The following is a 17,168-nucleotide window of genomic DNA, read 5'->3' as shown; positions in this document are numbered from 1 at the left end:
CGGTTTCAGCCCGATGGGGCGGCGGCTTCCAGTCCCCTCGCCGTCCGCCCCATCCGACCGTCACCCTGGCTGTGGCCCTGCCGCGCCTTCATCGCCTTCAGCATCACCGAAGCCCGCCAGAAGCCGAGCCCGGCACCGTCGACGAAATGGACATGCCGGTCGGCGGTCACGTCGCCCACCAGGCAGGTGACCGTGGTGGCGTCGGCCCTTGCGGTGCCATAGTGGATCGAGCCGGTCTCCGCCACATCGGCAAGCAGGCTCTCGATCGCATCCGCCTCTCCCGCCGTCACGTCCAGCACCAGCCGCGGCCCACCGGCCGACTTCCGGAAATCGGTGCGCTCCGCCATGCGGCGGCGGTAGCGCTGCGGATCGAACCCGCCCAACCGCCACCCCAGCTTCAGCAGCAGGACGAGCAGGCCCGATCCGGCCATCGCCCGCCCCACCCGCCGGATCCGCGTGGCCCAGCCCCCGGCATCGCCGTCCCGGCCGCCGCGCGCCTCCATCAGCAGGGCCCGCCAAGCCGGCGGCCAACGTGCCTCCAGCCGCTCACCGATGCCCAGCGGGGCGGCGCCCGCGGTGGGCACGATGGCCTCGATGGCCCGCTGGACGCCGCCGAGGTCCCGCAGGCCTGCCGCACCGGGATCGACCGCATCGACGATCACGCACAGGACGGTGCCGCGGCGGGGCGGCACCGGATTCCAGCGGCAGGAGACCGACTCCAGTCCCGGCAGCGGCCCCGGCCGCGGCGCCATGTGCCAGCGTGCATCCTCCTTCACCCAGGCATCGGCGGCCGCCACCCCGGCACCCAGGAACAGGCCGAAGCTGTTGCCGTTGCCGACATCATGCAGGGCCGCCATCACCTCCAGCCCCTGGTCGAGCAGCGCCTGCACCGGCACCAGCCCGACTCGCAGCGGCACGTCCATCACCTCCGCCGACCAATGGGCGAGCGCCGAGAGCGCTGCACGCGCGGCCTCCTCCCGTCCCGGCGGCACCGCGGCGATGGCGCCGGCGCCGCCGAACTGGCAGGCCGCCGGCTCCTGCCCGACCCGCACCGCGTCGGACAGCACCGCCACCACCCCGGCGGCGACGAAATTGACGTCCCGGTGCCGCCCCTCTCCGGCCAGCCGGGTGCTGCCGGTGACATCGGCCACCGCCAGCGACCATCCGCCACCGAGCATTGCATAAAATCGAGGATCCGACGCTTCCGCGGCAAAATCGCGGATCACCGGCAACAGAGGCATGACGGAACCTCGCCGACTGGCAACTAAGGACAATGATGAAGCGTAGCATGCCCGCACCCGTGACGGCAGAGCGAAGGAAGGCCGAAGGTGCCGGCAAAGTCACGGCGGCGCGGTTGCGACAATGTTGCACCGGCGAAAGCCCCTTGCGGAATTTCCCGCCCAGTCTCCGCACCGCGGCCGATACTTGCGTCGTTAACCGTTGTTAAAGGGTATGCCCGCAAAACTGCCTGACTATGCCGGTCCGGTTCCAGACCTTCGGAACGCCTTTGAAACGCCTTTGAAACAGGGGACCTCGCTCTTCATGTCTTGGCTGTCGAAATTCTCCGGAGGCAACAAGGCGCCCGGCGCCGCCAAAATCGTCGCGGAGCCGCGGCGGGAACGCCCGTCCACGCCGCCCAGGATCGTGATCGATCACCACGACTATGTGCCGGAGGAGTTCGTTCTCGGCTCCTTCCGCATCCGCCCCTATGACGGCGACCTGATCGCCAGGCAGAAGTTCGATTTCCGCCTGCAGTTCGACCTCGGCGGCGATCCGGTGGACGTCTCCTGCATGGGCATGGTGGTGAAGCTGACGGAAGAGTCCGGCCTCGTCGCCCGCTACCAGTCGCCGCAGCCCTTCTACGAACGCAAGCTGGTCGAATACATGAAGGCCCTGAAAGGGCTGTAAGCGCGAATCCCTGCCTGAAATGGTGGTGTCGGCAGCCGGCCGGCACTATATCTATGGGCATGCCGATCCGTCTTCTTCCTGAAACCCTGGTCAACCGCATCGCCGCCGGCGAGGTGGTCGAACGTCCCGCTGCCGCCGTCAAGGAGTTGGTGGAGAACGCCATCGACGCCGGCGCCACCCGAATCGACGTGGTGGCGCGCGACGGCGGCAAATCGCTGATCGCCGTCACCGACGACGGCTGCGGCATGACCGCCGACGAGCTGGTGCTGGCGGTCGAACGCCATGCTACCTCCAAGCTGCCAAGTGACGACCTGCTCGACATCCGCTCCCTCGGCTTTCGGGGGGAGGCGCTGCCGTCGATCGGCGCCGTCAGCTGCCTGACCATCACCAGCCGCGCCCGCGACGCCGACAGCGCCTGGAGCCTGACGGTGGATGCCGGGGCCAAGGGGGCGCCGCAACCGGCGGCGCTGGCCCAGGGCACGCGGATCGAGGTGCGCGACCTGTTCGCCGCCGTGCCCGCCCGGCTGAAGTTCCTGAAGGCGTCCCGCACCGAATACGACCACATCGCCGACTGCCTGGAGCGGCTGGCGATGGCCCATCCCGGCGTCGCCTTCACGCTCAGCGACGGCGGGCGCGGCGGCCTGCGGCTGAGCGCGGCGCAGGGCGACCTGCTGGATGCCCGGTTGACCCGGCTGGGCGCACTGATGGGCCGCGATTTCCAGGAGAACGCCGTACCGGTGCGGTCGGAACGCGAAGGCGTGGCGCTGGCCGGCTGGATCGGCCTGCCCACCCTGCACCGCCCGACCGCCAAGCACCAGCACCTGTTCGTCAACGGCCGCCCGGTGCGCGACAAGCTGATGGTCGGCGCGGTGCGCGCCGCCTATGCCGATTTCCTGCCGCGCGACCGCCACCCGATGCTGGCCCTGTTCCTGGACATCGACCCGCAGGAGGTCGACGTGAACGTCCACCCGGCCAAGGCCGAGGTGCGCTTCCGCGACCAGGGTCTGGTGCGTGGGCTGATCGTCGGATCGCTGAAACATGCCCTGGCCGAGGCCGGCCACCGCGCGTCGACCACCGTCGGCCTCGCCACGCTGGGCGCCCTGCGGCCGGAGCCGTCCGGCGATGCGGGGAGCGACGGCGGCTTCGCCCCGTCTCCCCTGCCCTACGGCCGCTCCGGCGGCGGGTCGGGCGGCGGCCCAGGGAGTGGTTGGGGCGGCTCCTACACGCCGGCCGCCGTGCCGCGCGGCCTGGCGGAGCGCTCCGCCGCCTTCCAGGCGCCGACCCAGACCGGCCTGCCGCCGCTGCAGGGGCGGCTCAGCGGCTTCGGCAACGGCTTCGCCCCGGCGGCCCGCCCGCCGGAATACCGCACCCCCGACCCGGCCGCGCACAAGCCGGAGCCGCCGCCCGACAGCCACCCGCTGGGCGCGGCGCGGGCGCAGGTTCACACCACCTACATCGTGGCGCAGACCCGCGAGGGCATCGTCATCGTCGACCAGCACGCCGCCCATGAACGGCTGGTCTATGAACGGATGAAGACCGCCCTGCTGGAGGGCGGGGTGAAGCGCCAGGCCCTGCTGATCCCTGAACTGATCGAGCTGGACGAACCGTCGGCCAACCGCCTGCTGGCCCGCGGCGCCGAACTGGCCGAGCTGGGGCTGGTGATCGAGGGCTTCGGCCATGGCTGCGTCATGGTACGCGAGGTGCCGGCCCTGCTCGGTCAGTCCGACGTCAAGAACCTGATCCGCGACCTCGCCGAGGAGCTGTCGGAACTGGGCGACGCCCTGTCGCTGAAGGAGCGGCTGGAGGAGGTCTGCGCGACGATGGCCTGCCACGGCAGCGTCCGCGCCGGCCGGACGCTGAGCGTCGACGAGATGAACGCCCTGCTGCGGCAGATGGAAGCGACTCCGCACAGTGGGCAATGCAACCACGGGCGGCCGACATACGTGGAGCTGAAGCTGGCGGACATCGAGAGACTGTTCGGGCGGCGGTAGGCATCCCAGCTCCGTCGATGAACCATGTATGTAGGAATTGTTGCCGGCCCCGCTCTGACGCCTACTCTTATGTGAACAATTCAGGCTGCAGGAAGACTTGCTCCCATTTTGGGAGCGTTATAAGCTTCAACCATGCGGATCATTTCACGCCGAACGCTGCGGGAGTATTGGGAGAAGCCTGGTCGGGGCGACAGCGAGGCGCCGCTGACCGATTGGTTCAACGTTGTCCGCAATGTCGACTGGGCGGACACCGCCGCTCTCAAGGCTCAGTTCCGCTCGGCATCGTTCGTGGGTGACCGGGTGGTCTTCAACATAGCCGGCAACAAATATCGGCTGGTTGCCGGGATCGATTACCGGTACCGCACAGTCTATGTGAAATGGGTCGGCACACATCGCGAGTACGACGCCATTGACGTGAGGACGGTGTAATCATGGATATCCGCCCGATCCGGTCCGACGAGGACCACGCCGCCGCACTGGAGGAAATCGAGCGCCTGTGGGGAGCCGATCCCGACACCGCCGACGGTGCGCGGCTCGAAATCCTGATGATGCTGGTGGAGGCCTATGAAGAGGCGAACCACCCGATCCCGCCGAGCGATCCGATCAGCGCCATCGAATTCATGATGGAGCAGCGCGGGCTGACCCGACACGATCTGGAACCGATGATCGGCAGCCGCGCCCGCGTCGCCGAAATCCTGAACCGTAAACGGGCATTGACCTTGCCGATGATCCGGCGACTGTCGGAAGGGCTGCGGATACCCGTCGACATTCTGGTGCGTGACTATCCCGTCCAACGGGCCGCCTGAAGCGGCGCCCGCAGGCCAATGGGCGGCGCCCCATTCCAGACGCCGCCCGCTTCCTCCCGGTCTTCCACAATCAAGCCCTTGCATCCGTGGCTTCAGCCGACAGCACATAGAGGGTCAAGTCAGACCGGCGTCACCCCTTCAGGATCATCGCGATCATGATGGCGGCGAAGCTGACGATGGCGACCGATCCGACGATGATGCTGGCCAGCATCTGCGCCGAGATGTAGGAGCCGGCGACAGTCCCGGCGATCCGTGCCATCCCTTCGCGGCCACCCCTCGGCACATTCGCCCCAGGGTGTCCGCAGGATGGGCAGGCCGGAGCTTCGGTGGAGATCTTGTGACCGCAGGCGGCGCAGGGGATCAGTGCCATTCCGTTCCTTCCCATGTTCTCGCCGGGCTGGATTCGCCCTTGCCGAAGACATGGGAGGGGGAACGGACCATTGCAGCCCCCGGCTTCGAACATCCTACCGGAGAGCTACCCCGGCCATCGCCTCAATACCCGACCGTGAAGCGCTTGCGCTCGTGCTTCGACGCCTCGATCTCGTCGACCAGCGCCACGGCGAAGTCCTCGTAGCTGATCCAGCTGCGGCCAGTCTCGTCCGCCAGCAGGGAGTCGGCCCCCACCCGGAACGTGCCCGTCCGCTCGCCCAGCACGAACTCGGCGGACGGCGACAGGAAGGTCCAGTTCAGGTCCGGCTCGGCCTTCAGACGGTCGAGGAACTCGGCGCCCTTGGTGGCCTCGGCCTTGTAGATCTCCGGGAATTCCGGCAGGTCGAGAACGCGCACGCCCGGCGCCACCTCCAGGCTGCCGGCGCCGCCGACCACCAGATAGCGCGGCACGCCGGCGCGCTTGGCCGCACCGATCAGGGTCTCGGCATCGCTCATCAGGAACATGACGGCGCTGACCACGGCGTCATGGCCGGCCAGCAGCGGAGCCAGCGTCTCGCCGTCGTTGGCGTCGCCGGCCTTCACCGTCAGGCCGGGAGCGGCGGCGACCTTGGCGGGGTCGCGGACGATGGCGGTGACGCTGTGGCCGCGGCGGAGCAGTTCGGCCTGGATGCGGCTGCCGGCGCGGCCGGCGGCGCCGATGATGGCGACGTTCATGACGGAGGGTCCTCTCCATGGGTTTCCAATGGTGACTTGATGCCGCTTTGGAAATCTGGTGTAAAGAAGGCACCTTTTCGTGACATGGTCACCCGCGCGTAACCGCCGGGAATGATGAACGGGTGATCGCCCCTGGGAGCGGATGCGGATGGACAGGACTTTACTGGGGCTGGGCGGCAAGCGGCCGTCGGAGATGGACCGGCTCCCCGACGCCTATGCCTCGGCCTGCCCAACGCGGCAGGCGCTGGACCGGATCGCCGACAAATGGACGGTGCTGATCCTGGGATTGCTGGAAGGCGGGCCGATGCGCTTCAACCAGCTGCGCCGGGAGATCGAGGGCATCTCGCAGAAGATGCTGTCGCAGACCCTGAAGAGCCTGGAACGCGACGGGCTGGTCAGCCGCAAGGCCTTCGCCACCGTTCCGGTCACCGTCGAATATTCCATCACGCCGCTGGGCGCCACGCTGGCCGAAACGCTGGTGCCCCTGCGGGTGTGGGCCGAGACCCACATCGCGCAGATGCTGGAGGCGCGCACCGCCTATGACCGGGAGGAGGAGGCCGGCCCGGCCCGCTTGGACGTCGCCTAGACGTTCTCGCCGGGCTTGCCGTTCGCCTCGGTCCGGCGCAGCAGATAATCGAGCCCGCCGACCCGGAACCAGCGATAGCCGTAGGCCTCCATCACCAGACGGTGGCGTCCCTCGGCGTCAGGTTCGCTGTGGTCCTCCGACAGCAGGTTGACCAGCCGGCAGGTCTCGCCATGGCCGTCCACGTCCAGGACGATCTCGCAGGGCTTGTCCGACAGGTTGTGCAGGACGACCAGTCCGTTGTTGCGCCAGTCATAGCGCAGGGCCAGCACCTCCGGCCGGCCGGTCTTCAGGATGCGGAAATCGCCCCAGCCGATCTCCGGGCACTCCTTGCGCATGCGGATGATGCGCTCGGTCCAGTTCAACATCGATTCGGGATCACGGCGCTGGATCGCCGCGTTGATCCGCTCATAGCCGAAGACGCCGCCGCTGATGACCGGAGAATCCGGCTCGTCGGACTTGGTGAAGCCGCCATGCGGTTCGTCCGACCACTGCATCGGCGTGCGGGCGCAGTTGCGCTCGGGCAGCGACAGGTCGTCGCCCATGCCGATCTCGTCGCCATAGCGGATGACCGGCGTCCCCGGCAGGGTGAACATCAGGCTGTAGGCCAGCTCGATCCGCCGCCGGTCGGCGTGCAGCATCGGCGCCAGCCGCCGCCGGATGCCGCGGTCGTAGAGCTGCATGGACTTGTCCGGACCGAAGGCGGCGAAGACCGCCTGGCGCTGCTCCTCGGTCAGCCGGCCGAGGTCCAGCTCGTCGTGGTTGCGCAGGAAGGTTCCCCATTGGGCGGTGGCCGGGCGCGGCTTCGTCACCTCCAGCGCCTTGGCGAGCGGGCCGGTATCGGCGGTCGCCAGCGCATAGAACAGGTGCTGGTTGACCTGAAAGTTGAACATCATGTGGCAGCGGTCGCCGTCGACGCCGAAATACTCCAGATCGTCTTCCGGCAGGATGTTGGCCTCCGCCAGCAGGACGGCGTCGCCGCGGCGCCACTGCACGAATTCGCGGAAGCTGCGCAGCATGCCGAACTGCTCCTTCGGCTTGGTGACGTCCGCCCCCTTCTCCGCGATGATGAAGGGCACGGCATCCATGCGGAACCCGGCGACGCCCAGCTGGATCCAGAAGCCCATGATCTTCAGCAGTTCGGCATGCACCTCCGGATTGGCGGTGTTCAGGTCGGGCTGGAATTTGTAGAAGCGGTGGAAATACCAGGCCTTGGCCTCGCGGTCATAGGTCCAGGTCGATTTCTGCACGCCGGGAAAGACCATGCCCTGGTCGGCATTCTCCGGCTTGCTGTCCGACCAGACATACCAGTCGCGGTATTTGCTGTCGGGGTCGCTGCGGGCGGCCTTGAACCAGGGATGCTGGTCCGACGTGTGGTTGATCACCAGATCGATGATGACGCGGATGCCGCGCTGTTCGCAGGCATGGGTGAATTCCACGAAGTCGCCCAACGTGCCGTAGCGCGGATCGACGTTGTAATAGTCGGCGACGTCATAGCCGTCGTCCTTCAGCGGCGAGGTCTGGAACGGCCCCAGCCACAGGCAGGTCACCCCCAGCCCATGCAGATAGTCGAGGCGGCGCAGCAGCCCCTGGAAATCGCCGATACCATCGCCGTTGGCGTCCATGAAGGTCGACAGCGACAGATTGTAGATGACGGCGTTCTTGTACCAAAGGTCCCGGATCATGGCCGCTCCATCCCGATGCCGCTCCCCCGGCCCGATGCCGGGGCAACAGGCGGGGAACAGCGGCAAGGCCGGTTTGGTTGCGTGGCGGACCGGTCTTCGGCGGTAGGCCGGCTTGCGGCGAAGTTGCAGGTCAGGCATCCGGCATCTGGCATGCAAAACTTTTTGCGATGGCATGCCACTCTGCTTATGTTGCAGCACAGCATGACTTGGCCGTCGCCGTGGAGGATCACCTCCCGCGGAGGATGTAGTTTGCGGTCATGCGCTGTTGATGCTGTCGATGCCCCTCCCCTCCCGGTAAGGACGCCCCTCCATGATCGAGACCCAGGCCTTCCTGTTCCTCGCGCTGACCGGCATGATCGGCCACGCCGTCTATATGGCCAGCGGCCGTGGCGGCTTCACCGTGATCGAGCCCGAGAAGGATGAGACGGAAGAGGAGCCGGGCATCCTGTTCTCCTCCGACCGCTTCCAGCAGGCCGCGCAGAACGAGGCTACTTCCGGCGAAACCAAGTCTGGCAAGGCGAAGGACCGCCCCTTCTGGATCGAATGAATGATGCGGACCGGGGCGCTCTCACGCATCCCCGGCCCGCATCCGTCAGTCAGCCTCGCGAACGGAGCCCCCCGACCGCGTTCCTACCCGTTGGCGGTGCCGGCGGCGGCGCCGACCGGGACGGACCGCGTGGCATCACCCTGTTCGGCGCGGCGCGCCAGTTCCGCATTGCGGGCGTGGTGACGGGCCAGCATCGGCTTCAACACCAGGAGCGCACAGGCGGCGGCGGTCAGGTCCATGGTGGCGGTGACGTAGAGCACGGTCGCCCAGGTGCCGGTGGCTTCCATCAGCAGGTTGCCCAGCGGCACCAGCAGCGCGGCGACACCCTTGGCGCAGTAGAGGACGCCGTAGATCTTGCCGGCATGCTTGGTGCCGAAGGTGTCGGCCGAGGTGGCGCTGAACAGGCTGTACACTTCGCCCCAGGCCAGGAAGACCATGCCGCTGAGGATCAGGAACATCATCGGATCGTGGCCGAAGCGGCTCAGCATGATGATGCCGACGCCTTCCAGCGTGAAGGCGACGAACATGGTCGCCTCACGGCCGATATGGTCGGAGATGAAGCCGAACAGCGGACGCGAGATGCCGTTCATCACGCGGTCGAGCATCAGGGCGAAAGGCAGGGCCGCCATGGTCAGGCCGAAGACGCTGACCGGGGCTTCCTTCACGCCCAGATCGTGGGCGATGACGCCCAGCTGGGCCACGGCCATCAGGCCGCCGGTGACGGTGCCGATGAACATCGCCCACATCACCCAGAACACCGGGGTGCGGATGGCTTCGCCCAGCGTGTAGTCGCGGCGGGTCTGGGCGACCTTGGTGGAGGCCTTGACCTGTTCCTTCTGCGGCATGCGCAGGAACAGCGCGGCGCAGATGATGATGGCGCCCTGCACCAGGCCGAACCAGAAGAAGGCCGACTGGTAGCCGCTGCTGTGGATCATCGACGAGATCGGCAGGATGGTCAGCGCCGAACCGGCGCCATAGCCGCCCGCCGTCAGGCCGACCGCCAGACCGCGCTTTTCCGGGAACCACTTCAGCGCGTTGTTGACGCAGGTGGCGTAGACGCAGCCGACGCCGATGCCGCCGATGGCCGAGCCGACATACAGCATGCTGAGCGTGCCGGCGTAGCTGTCGATGATCCAGGACAGGCCGGTGAAGAAGCCGCCGGCGGCGACGATCACCTTGGGGCCGTACTTGTCGATGAAGTAACCCTCGATCGGCGTCAGCCAGGTCTGCACGACGACGAAGATGGTGAAGGCGGTCTGGATCGACGCGCGCGTCCAGCCGTGGGTCGCCTGGATTTCCGGGACGAACAGCGTCCAGGCATACTGGATGTTGGCCGCAGCCACCATGCAGACGATGCCGACGACGATCTGCGTCCAGCGCACCGCGTCGGTCACCGGCGCCGCGGATTCCGCCGCCGGTTGTGAATTCATATGAGCCATCGTGCCTCCCTTGAACTTGCCTGAGCCGGCGGCACGACCCCTCTCCCGGGGACCGGCACGCCAATCACGATTGCGGAATGACCCGGACGGACCGCTCTTGATGACGGTTCCTTTCCGGAACTCGGCGTGGATGCCGACAATCGCTCGGAGTTCGATTGTCCCGATTTAGGAATGCCAGATATGTAATCTGGTATGCCAAAACCGGGGACAAAAAGACACCGGCGGACGGATCGACGCCGTAGGCACACAGTCATAACAAGTAAAACTTACTACTCACGTCGCGCCTCTCAGCCGGTCCACACCGGTTCTTTTGCAAACTCAGCCGAGTCAACGCGTATTCTGTAAAAAGAAGCCGTGCCGGTACCTGCACGGCCCCCTCGAACGAGGGTGTGCAGTCTTAGGAGATAGATAGATGCCGCCGTTTCCATAAGGAACCGCATCGGCGACACATGATCATTTGCTCGAATTGTTTTGGAACTCAACAGTCCGTTTCGTCTTTCCGCATGATGGAAAAACACGAACGCCGGCCTTGGAGCGCAAGGGATGCGTCACCATCGGCCGGTGGACCGGGTCCGGGAAAAATGAAACTCGGGGGATTGAAACATAGGCGCCACGACCCCGGGGGCGGGGACGGGAGGCCGGCTGGCGTGGTCAGGCCGGGTTGCGGACCGTCACGAAGACGACGCGGGTATCGCCATAGCGGCGTTCGTCGACCGCCGTGAAACCGTCCGGCAAAGGCAGGGGATCGCGGTCGGCGACCTCAACCACCGCGAGCGCGCCGTCGGCGAGCCAGCCGGTGCGCAGAAGTCCCTCCAGCGCGCGCGGCGCCAGCCCCTGGCCATAGGGCGGGTCGAGGAAGGCCAGCGCACAGGCCCGGGACGCCGGGGGTGGCTTGGTGGCGTCGGCCCGCAGGATTTGGGCGTTCTCCGCCTCGCGCAGAGCCTCGACATTGGCGCGCACGGCGTCCAGCGCCGGCCGGCCCATGTCGAGGAAGCCGCACCAGGACGCCCCGCGCGACAGGGCTTCCAGCCCGAGCGCGCCGGTGCCGCAGAAGGCGTCAACGACCGCGGCGCCCTCGAACTCGGGCGCCCAGTCGGCATGGGAGAGGATGTTGAAGATGGCCTGCCGGGTGCGGTCGGTGGTCGGGCGGGTATCGCGTCCGCCCGGTGCCGCCAGACTGCGTCCGCGGTGCCTACCGCCGACGATCCGCACGCGGGCGCTCCGTCCGTCCGCCGGCCGCGCCGCCCGACCTGTCGCCGGCCCCGCCGGCCTTCGGCCCACCCCTCGGCGCCGGACCGGCCCCCTTCGGGCCGCTGCCACCGGAACCAGTCCCCTTCGGACCGGCACTCCTCGGACCAGCCCCCTTGGAAGCCGCCGACCTGGGACCAGCCGACTTGGGGCCTGCCGCCTTGGAGTCTATCGTTTTGGAGTCCGCCGCCTTGAAGCCCGGGGACTTGCCGTCCCGCGGCTTGGCGTCGCGGGACCGTGCACTCTCGGAGCGCGGGCTGTCGGCGCGGATTCCGTCCGGCTTGCCGGCGCGGCCGGGCTTGGCCGGTCCGCCGCCGAGCGACAGGGTGCCGCGGGACGCTGCGCCGCGCCGCGCCGGCTTGGACTCTTCGGTGCGGGCGGCTTCGGCCTCGTGCCGCTTGGTGGCGGACCGCGGCGCGCGCTTCGGCCCGACCTTGGCGTCGGCCACGGCGTCGCTCTTCCCGGCCGGCCGGGTGCCGGCGGAAGCCTTGGCGCCGGACGCCTTTGCCGGAGCGGCCTTCACCGCCGCCTCGGCACGGGCCTTGGCCCGCTGCTTGGTTCCGGACTCCGCCGGTTCCGCCCCTTCGGGCGTGCCGAAGAAGGGGGCGATCTGTTCGCGGACGACGCGCTTCGGCACCTCCTCGACGGCCCCCTCCTCCAGCTTGCCGAGCTGGAAGGGACCGTAGGCGACGCGGATCAGCCGGTTGACCTGGAGCCCCAGCGACTCCATCACCTTGCGGATCTCGCGGTTCTTGCCTTCCTTCAGGCTGACGGTCAGCCAGGCGTTGCGGCCCTGGACGCGGTCGAGCGCGGCTTCGATCGGGCCATACTTGACCCCCTCGATGGTCGGCCCCTTCTCCAGCGCCGCCAGTTGCCTCTCGTCCACCTCGCCGAAGACGCGCACGCGGTAGCGGCGGGTCCAGCCGGTGGCCGGCAGTTCCAGGAAGCGGGCCAGCTCGCCGTCGTTGGTCAGCAGCAGCAGCCCCTCGGTCGTCAGGTCGAGACGGCCGATGGAGACCACGCGCGGCAGGTCGGCGGGCAGGCGGTCGAAGACGGTCTCGCGCCCCTTCTCGTCGCGGGCGGTGGTGACCAGCCCGGACGGCTTGTGATAGCGCCACAGGCGGGCCGGCTCCGGCTCCGGAATGACCTTGCCGTCGACCTGGACGATGTCGCCGGGGCGCACCACGCAGGCGGGGCTGTCCAGCACGCGGCTGTTGACCGCGACGCGGCCCTCGGTGATCCAGCGTTCGGCGTCGCGGCGCGAGCAGAGGCCGGCGCGCGCCAGTCGCTTGGCGATGCGTTCGCCGCCGTTATCGGCGGAATCGGATTTCTTGGCGGTATCGGAGCGGTCCATGGCCGGACCATAGGGCCTGGACGCGCCGCCCGCAACACGAGACCGGCGCACTGACGCCTGAATCCGGTTGACGCGGTCGCCGGGCGGTTGGCACCCTGCCCGGCCATGCTCTCCCCCCGCCCCATGGACCTCGCCTTCGCCGCCGCCGAGGCCGCCGCCGCGCGCGGCGAGGTGCCGGTCGGCGCCGTCGTCGTCGATCCCGCGACGGGAGCGATCCTCGCGGCCGCCGGCAACCGCACGGAAGAGCTGTGCGATCCCTCGGCCCATGCCGAACTGCTGGCGATCCGCGCGGCCTGCGCCGCCCGCGGCCAGCCCCGCCTGCCCGGCTGCGACCTCTACGTGACGCTGGAACCCTGCGCGCTGTGCGCCGCGGCGATCAGCTTCGCGCGGCTCCGGCGGGTCTATTACGGCGCCTATGATCCGAAGGGCGGCGCCGTCGACCATGGCCCGAGATTCTTCACGCAGCCGACCTGCCACCACGCGCCGGAGGTCTACAGCGGCATCGGCGAGACGCGGTCGGGCACACTCCTGCGGAGCTTCTTCAGGGACAGGCGATGACGGCAGCCCTCATCGGCAACCGGCGGACGTAATTTATCCAAAGGAAACAATCCTCACTAGGGTGGGAAATTTAATTTTTGTAGAAGGGTTCAAAGTAATTCCACTATCCTTTGATCTCTTTGAACATGCCGCCGAACAACGTGGCCTAAGCTGAAATACGTGCAAACACCATTTAGTCTGTTAATTGTTTATTGAATAAATTTTCTTACGATAACTCCCAAGGGAAATCGGTCACCGGGAGTTCAAAAATGTTTTCGTTCCGCAAGCCCCAGGACAATCAGGCGGCCGAAGAATTGGCTCTGCTGGGACGCCATGCGGGCGTCGGGCTGTGGGACGCGGCGATCCATGGCGGCGACCCGATGCATGCGCAGAGCCGTTGGCGCTGGTCACAGGAATTCCGCCGTCTCGTCGGCTTCGATCGCGACGACAAGTCCGGCTTCCCGGACGTGGTCGGCTCCTGGGCCGACCGGCTGCATCCCGAGGATGCCAAGCCGACCTTCGACGCCTTCATGGCCTGCCTGAACGATCGCACCGGCCGCACCGGCTACGACGTCAACTACCGTCTCAAGGTGAAGGACGGCAGCTATCGCTGGTTCCGCGCCATCGGCGGCGTGACCCGCGACGGCAACGGCCTGGCCCTGCGCGCCTGCGGATCGCTGATCGACATCGATGACGAACGCCGGGAATTGGAGCGGACCAAGCTGCTCGACCGCCACGCCGGCGTCGGGTTGTGGGACGCGATCTTCCACAACGGCGATCCGATGCACGCGCAAAGCCGCTGGCACTGGTCGCCGGAGTTCCGCCGTCTCGCCGGTTTCGACCGCGACGACAAGGCCGGGTTCCCCGACAAGGTCGGCTCCTGGGCCGACCGGCTGCACCCCGACGACGCCAAGCCGACCTTCGACGCCTTCATGGCCTGCCTGAACGACCGCAGCGGCCGCACCGGCTATGACGTCGATTACCGTCTCAAGGTGAAGGACGGCAGCTACCGCTGGTTCCGCGCCATCGGCGGCGTCGCCCGCGACGGCAACGGCCTGGCCCTGCGCGCCTGCGGGTCGCTGATCGACATCGATGCCCAGAGGCAGGCCGAGCTGCGCCAGGTGGAAATGGACGGCGAGCGCCGCCGCGGCGTCGCCACCCTTGCCGAAGCGCTCGACAGCGAAGTCGGCACCGCCGCCGACCGCGCCACCGCCAACGCGCAGACCGTCGCCGCGGCGACGGAAGAGCTGTCGGCCTCCATCTCCGACATCAGCAGCCGCGCCAGCGAAGCGTCGGGCGCCTCGCTGAAGGCATCGGAAGAGGCCACCCGCACCAACGCCGCGGTCGAGGCCCTCGTCACCTCGGCCGAGCGGATCGGCGCCATCACCAAGCTGATCAACAGCATCGCCTCGCAGACCAACCTGCTGGCGCTCAACGCCACCATCGAGGCCGCCCGTGCCGGCGAGGCGGGGCGCGGCTTCGCCGTCGTGGCGAACGAGGTGAAGTCGCTGGCCCAGCAGAGCGGCAGCGCCGCCGACGACATCGCCGCCCAGATCGCCTCGGTCCAGCAGGAAGCGCTGCATGCGGTCGACGCGATCCGCCGCATCGGCGCCATCGTCACCGACGTCCAGCAGATCTCGACCACCATCGCCGCGGCGGTGTCGCAGCAGGAATCGGCGACCAAGGAGATCGCGCACAGCGTCACCCGCGTCGTCCGCGACATCGAGGTGGTGTCGCAGAATATCGCGACCGCTTCGGAACGACTGCGGGCGTAAGAAGAGGGGAATGGGGGCGCCGCGATGCGGCCCCCCATTTCCGGACGAAACAGGATAGCGTGGATTTTCAGGGCGCCGCGTTCAGGAGGGAGCGGACGTCGCTGAGAAAACGTTCGGCATTGGCAAGATGCTTGGCCGCACGATCGCGCGTCACATCCGCCGCAGGTTCCTCGTAGTCGGTCAGCAGGCGATCACGCAACGCTGCGGCCAGCGCCTGTGCATGCTCCATCGGCATCAGGCCGGGCTTGGCGACATGTTCGAAGAAAAGAGCCTGGACGCCACGGTGTGACTTCGAACCGAAGCCATACCGGGTCAGTATCGCCAATGCTGCCAACTCCATCGCAAGGTGAGCACGATTGACACTGTCACGTGGGAAGCCGCCTGAATAAAGCGGTCTTGCCGCGTCCAGTGCTTCCTCGGCCCGACCGAGACGCGCCAGAGGAGCCACGGTTCCGTTCAAACCGGGACTCCCTGCTCCCGCACCGTCCTGATCAACGGGTGCTGGGAGGTGCGCAAAGTCCGCATCGACCAGACGAAGGGTTGAACGATCCTGCCCGCTTCCATGGTCGGCACGAAGGCGATGTCCATGATGCGGTCCGCAGCCTCCAGCGGATCCGCCGGTTCATCCTTCAGGATCACCGCCAGATCCAAATCGGACTCATCCGTATAGTCGTCGCGGGAGCGCGACCCGAACAGAAGAATCGAGTCCAGGCGGGAGCCGAACACAGCTTCGGCTCCCTGGCGGAATGCGGCGATGGCCGCGCGGGTCTGGGGTGCGGTGTCCATACCGGAGGCAAACGGCATCTGTTGGGACCGAACCCTAAAATAGTCCTTTCAGGACTATTTTTGTAGCTGCCTTACCGTCCCACCGCCCGCCAGCCGATGTCGCGGCGGCAGAAGCCGCCCGGCCAGTCCAGCGCATCCACCGCCTTGTAGGCCGCCGCCTGCGCCTCGGCCACCGTCGGCGCCAGCGCGGTGACGCCCAGCACCCGGCCGCCGACCGACAGCACCCGGCCATCCTCGGCGCGCCTGGTGCCGGCATGGAAAACGGTCACGCCGTCCACCGCGCCGGCCTTGTCCAGCCCGCGGATCTCGGTGTTCTTCGCATAGTCGCCCGGATAGCCGTTGGCCGCCATCACCACGCAGAGCGCGGTCTGGTCGTGCCAGCGCAGGTCGATGCTGTCCAGCACGCCGTCGGCCGCGGCGACCAGCGCCGCCAGCGCGTCGGACTTCAGCCGCATCATCAGCGTCTGGCATTCCGGGTCGCCGAAGCGGACGTTGAACTCCAGCGTCTTCGGCACCGGGCCGTCCGCCGTCGCCATGATCATCAGCCCGGCGAACAGCACGCCCTTGAAGGGCTTGCCTTCCGCCGCCATGCCCTTGACCGTCGGCAGGATGATCTCGCGCATCACGCGGTCCTGCAGGTCGGGGGTCAGGGCCGGAGCCGGGGAATAGGCGCCCATGCCGCCGGTGTTGGGTCCGGTGTCGCCGTCGCCCACCGCCTTGTGGTCCTGGGCCGAGGCCAGCGGCAGGGCGTTCTCGCCGTCGCACAGCGCGAAGAAGCTGACCTCCTCGCCGTCCAGGAACTCCTCGACCACCACCTCCGCACCGGCGGCGCCGAACCGGCCGCCGACCAGCGCGTCGTCGATGGCCTCGAAGGCTTCCTGCTCGCTGCGGGCGACGGTGACGCCCTTGCCGGCGGCCAGACCGTCGGCCTTCACCACGATGGGGGCGCCATGCTTGCGGACATAGGCCTTGGCGGCGTCGGGGTCCTTGAAGCGCTCGTAGAAGGCGGTGGGCACCCCGTATTTCGCCAGGATGTCCTTCATGAAGCCCTTGGAGCCCTCCAGCTCCGCCGCCGCCGCGCTCGGCCCGAAGGCCTTGACGCCCAACGCGGTCAACTTGTCGACCAGCCCCAGCACCAGCGGGCCTTCCGGACCGACGACGACGAAGTCGATGGCGGTGTCCTGGACGAAGCGCACCAGCGCGTCGACATCCTCCGACCCGATCGGCACCAGCGTGGCGACGTCGGCGATGCCGGCATTGCCGGGCGCGCAATAGAGCGCGTCGCACAGCGGCGAGTTGGAAATGGCCCAGCAGAGCGCGTGCTCACGACCGCCCGATCCGACGACGAGGACTTTCATGGGGGGCGCTCCTTCCGCCTTGTTGCGATCTGCGCGCCTTGTATCAT

The 17,168-nt window shown here is 67.9% G+C and carries 18 protein-coding genes; 8 read left to right on the top strand and 10 right to left on the bottom strand.

Annotated features, from left to right (window positions below; translation table 11 throughout):
* Nucleotides 1–5: 5 nt before the first annotated feature.
* Nucleotides 6–1,241: a DUF3095 family protein gene (locus JHL17_RS10615; protein ID WP_200192829.1), complete on the bottom strand. Its 1,236-nt coding sequence runs from the start codon at nt 1,239–1,241 to the stop codon at nt 6–8.
* 301 nt (nt 1,242–1,542) lie between these two features.
* Here JHL17_RS10615 and JHL17_RS10610 point away from each other — a divergent pair, with 301 nt between their 5' ends.
* From JHL17_RS10610 to JHL17_RS10595, 4 genes are all read left to right on the top strand, one after another.
* Nucleotides 1,543–1,908, top strand: a complete 366-nt coding sequence (locus JHL17_RS10610) for a hypothetical protein (RefSeq protein ID WP_200192826.1) — start codon at nt 1,543–1,545, stop codon at nt 1,906–1,908.
* Between the two features lie 59 nt (nt 1,909–1,967).
* On the top strand, nt 1,968–3,899 hold the full coding sequence (mutL, locus tag JHL17_RS10605; protein ID WP_200192824.1) for a DNA mismatch repair endonuclease MutL: 1,932 nt from the start codon (nt 1,968–1,970) through the stop codon (nt 3,897–3,899).
* Between the two features lie 132 nt (nt 3,900–4,031).
* Nucleotides 4,032–4,328 (top strand): type II toxin-antitoxin system HigB family toxin, encoded by a 297-nt coding sequence (locus tag JHL17_RS10600; protein WP_247893442.1) that lies wholly within the window; start codon nt 4,032–4,034, stop codon nt 4,326–4,328.
* Between the two features lie 2 nt (nt 4,329–4,330).
* Complete coding sequence (locus tag JHL17_RS10595) at nt 4,331–4,705, top strand: helix-turn-helix domain-containing protein (protein WP_200192822.1); 375 nt, start codon at nt 4,331–4,333, stop codon at nt 4,703–4,705.
* Nucleotides 4,706–4,835: 130 nt separating this feature from the next.
* Here JHL17_RS10595 and JHL17_RS10590 read toward each other — a convergent pair whose 3' ends face one another.
* Both JHL17_RS10590 and JHL17_RS10585 read right to left on the bottom strand, forming a co-directional pair.
* On the bottom strand, nt 4,836–5,075 hold the full coding sequence (locus JHL17_RS10590; RefSeq protein WP_200192820.1) for a zinc ribbon domain-containing protein: 240 nt from the start codon (nt 5,073–5,075) through the stop codon (nt 4,836–4,838).
* A 122-nt stretch (nt 5,076–5,197) separates the two neighbouring features.
* Nucleotides 5,198–5,809, bottom strand: a complete 612-nt coding sequence (locus JHL17_RS10585; protein ID WP_200192818.1) for an NAD(P)-dependent oxidoreductase — start codon at nt 5,807–5,809, stop codon at nt 5,198–5,200.
* A gap of 148 nt (nt 5,810–5,957) precedes the next feature.
* Between JHL17_RS10585 and JHL17_RS10580 the strand changes: the two genes are divergently transcribed.
* Nucleotides 5,958–6,395, top strand: coding sequence for a winged helix-turn-helix transcriptional regulator (locus JHL17_RS10580; RefSeq protein WP_200192816.1), 438 nt, complete (start codon nt 5,958–5,960; stop codon nt 6,393–6,395).
* Here the strand turns inward: JHL17_RS10580 and JHL17_RS10575 are convergent.
* Complete coding sequence (locus JHL17_RS10575; protein WP_200192814.1) at nt 6,392–8,077, bottom strand: alpha-amylase family protein; 1,686 nt, start codon at nt 8,075–8,077, stop codon at nt 6,392–6,394. The two genes, JHL17_RS10580 and JHL17_RS10575, sit on opposite strands and share 4 nt — an antisense overlap.
* Nucleotides 8,078–8,387: 310 nt before the next feature.
* On the opposite strand from JHL17_RS10575, the gene JHL17_RS10570 reads away from it, so the two are divergent.
* Nucleotides 8,388–8,624: a hypothetical protein gene (locus tag JHL17_RS10570; RefSeq protein WP_200192812.1), complete on the top strand. Its 237-nt coding sequence runs from the start codon at nt 8,388–8,390 to the stop codon at nt 8,622–8,624.
* A gap of 83 nt (nt 8,625–8,707) precedes the next feature.
* Here the strand turns inward: JHL17_RS10570 and oxlT are convergent, their stop codons facing one another.
* From oxlT to JHL17_RS37865, 3 genes are all read right to left on the bottom strand, one after another.
* The gene (gene oxlT / locus JHL17_RS10565; RefSeq protein WP_200192810.1) at nt 8,708–10,054 is read right to left on the bottom strand and encodes an oxalate/formate MFS antiporter; all 1,347 of its coding nucleotides are present in this window, start codon (nt 10,052–10,054) and stop codon (nt 8,708–8,710) included.
* 660 nt (nt 10,055–10,714) lie between these two features.
* Nucleotides 10,715–11,275 carry a 16S rRNA (guanine(966)-N(2))-methyltransferase RsmD gene (rsmD, locus tag JHL17_RS10560; protein ID WP_345773782.1) on the bottom strand — a complete coding sequence of 187 codons (561 nt, stop codon included), beginning with the start codon at nt 11,273–11,275 and terminating at the stop codon, nt 10,715–10,717.
* Nucleotides 11,256–12,665, bottom strand: a complete 1,410-nt coding sequence (locus JHL17_RS37865; protein WP_200192805.1) for a pseudouridine synthase — start codon at nt 12,663–12,665, stop codon at nt 11,256–11,258. Before JHL17_RS37865 ends, rsmD begins: the two co-directional genes overlap by 20 nt.
* A 105-nt stretch (nt 12,666–12,770) precedes the next feature.
* Between JHL17_RS37865 and JHL17_RS10550 the strand changes: the two genes are divergently transcribed.
* Complete coding sequence (locus JHL17_RS10550) at nt 12,771–13,223, top strand: nucleoside deaminase (RefSeq protein ID WP_425599598.1); 453 nt, start codon at nt 12,771–12,773, stop codon at nt 13,221–13,223.
* A 248-nt stretch (nt 13,224–13,471) separates the two neighbouring features.
* The gene (locus JHL17_RS10545) at nt 13,472–14,977 is read left to right on the top strand and encodes a methyl-accepting chemotaxis protein (protein ID WP_200192803.1); all 1,506 of its coding nucleotides are present in this window, start codon (nt 13,472–13,474) and stop codon (nt 14,975–14,977) included.
* 67 nt (nt 14,978–15,044) lie between these two features.
* Here JHL17_RS10545 and JHL17_RS10540 read toward each other — a convergent pair whose 3' ends face one another.
* The 3 genes from JHL17_RS10540 to purD all read right to left on the bottom strand — a co-directional run bounded on the left by JHL17_RS10540 (nt 15,045) and on the right by purD (nt 17,121).
* Nucleotides 15,045–15,437, bottom strand: coding sequence for a HEPN domain-containing protein (locus tag JHL17_RS10540; protein WP_200192801.1), 393 nt, complete (start codon nt 15,435–15,437; stop codon nt 15,045–15,047).
* A complete protein-coding gene (locus tag JHL17_RS10535; protein WP_200192799.1) occupies nt 15,434–15,703 on the bottom strand; it encodes a nucleotidyltransferase domain-containing protein in 270 nt (89 codons plus the stop codon). Before JHL17_RS10535 ends, JHL17_RS10540 begins: the two co-directional genes overlap by 4 nt.
* A 131-nt stretch (nt 15,704–15,834) precedes the next feature.
* Nucleotides 15,835–17,121, bottom strand: a complete 1,287-nt coding sequence (gene purD / locus JHL17_RS10530; protein ID WP_200192797.1) for a phosphoribosylamine--glycine ligase — start codon at nt 17,119–17,121, stop codon at nt 15,835–15,837.
* Nucleotides 17,122–17,168: the final 47 nt, after the last annotated feature.

It is taken from the genome of Azospirillum endophyticum (assembly GCF_016595245.1).
Taxonomy (GTDB): Bacteria; Pseudomonadota; Alphaproteobacteria; order Azospirillales; family Azospirillaceae; genus Azospirillum; species Azospirillum endophyticum.
The sequence above is the reverse complement of the archived record's forward strand: the minus strand, read 5'-3'. Positions and strand labels throughout refer to the sequence as shown.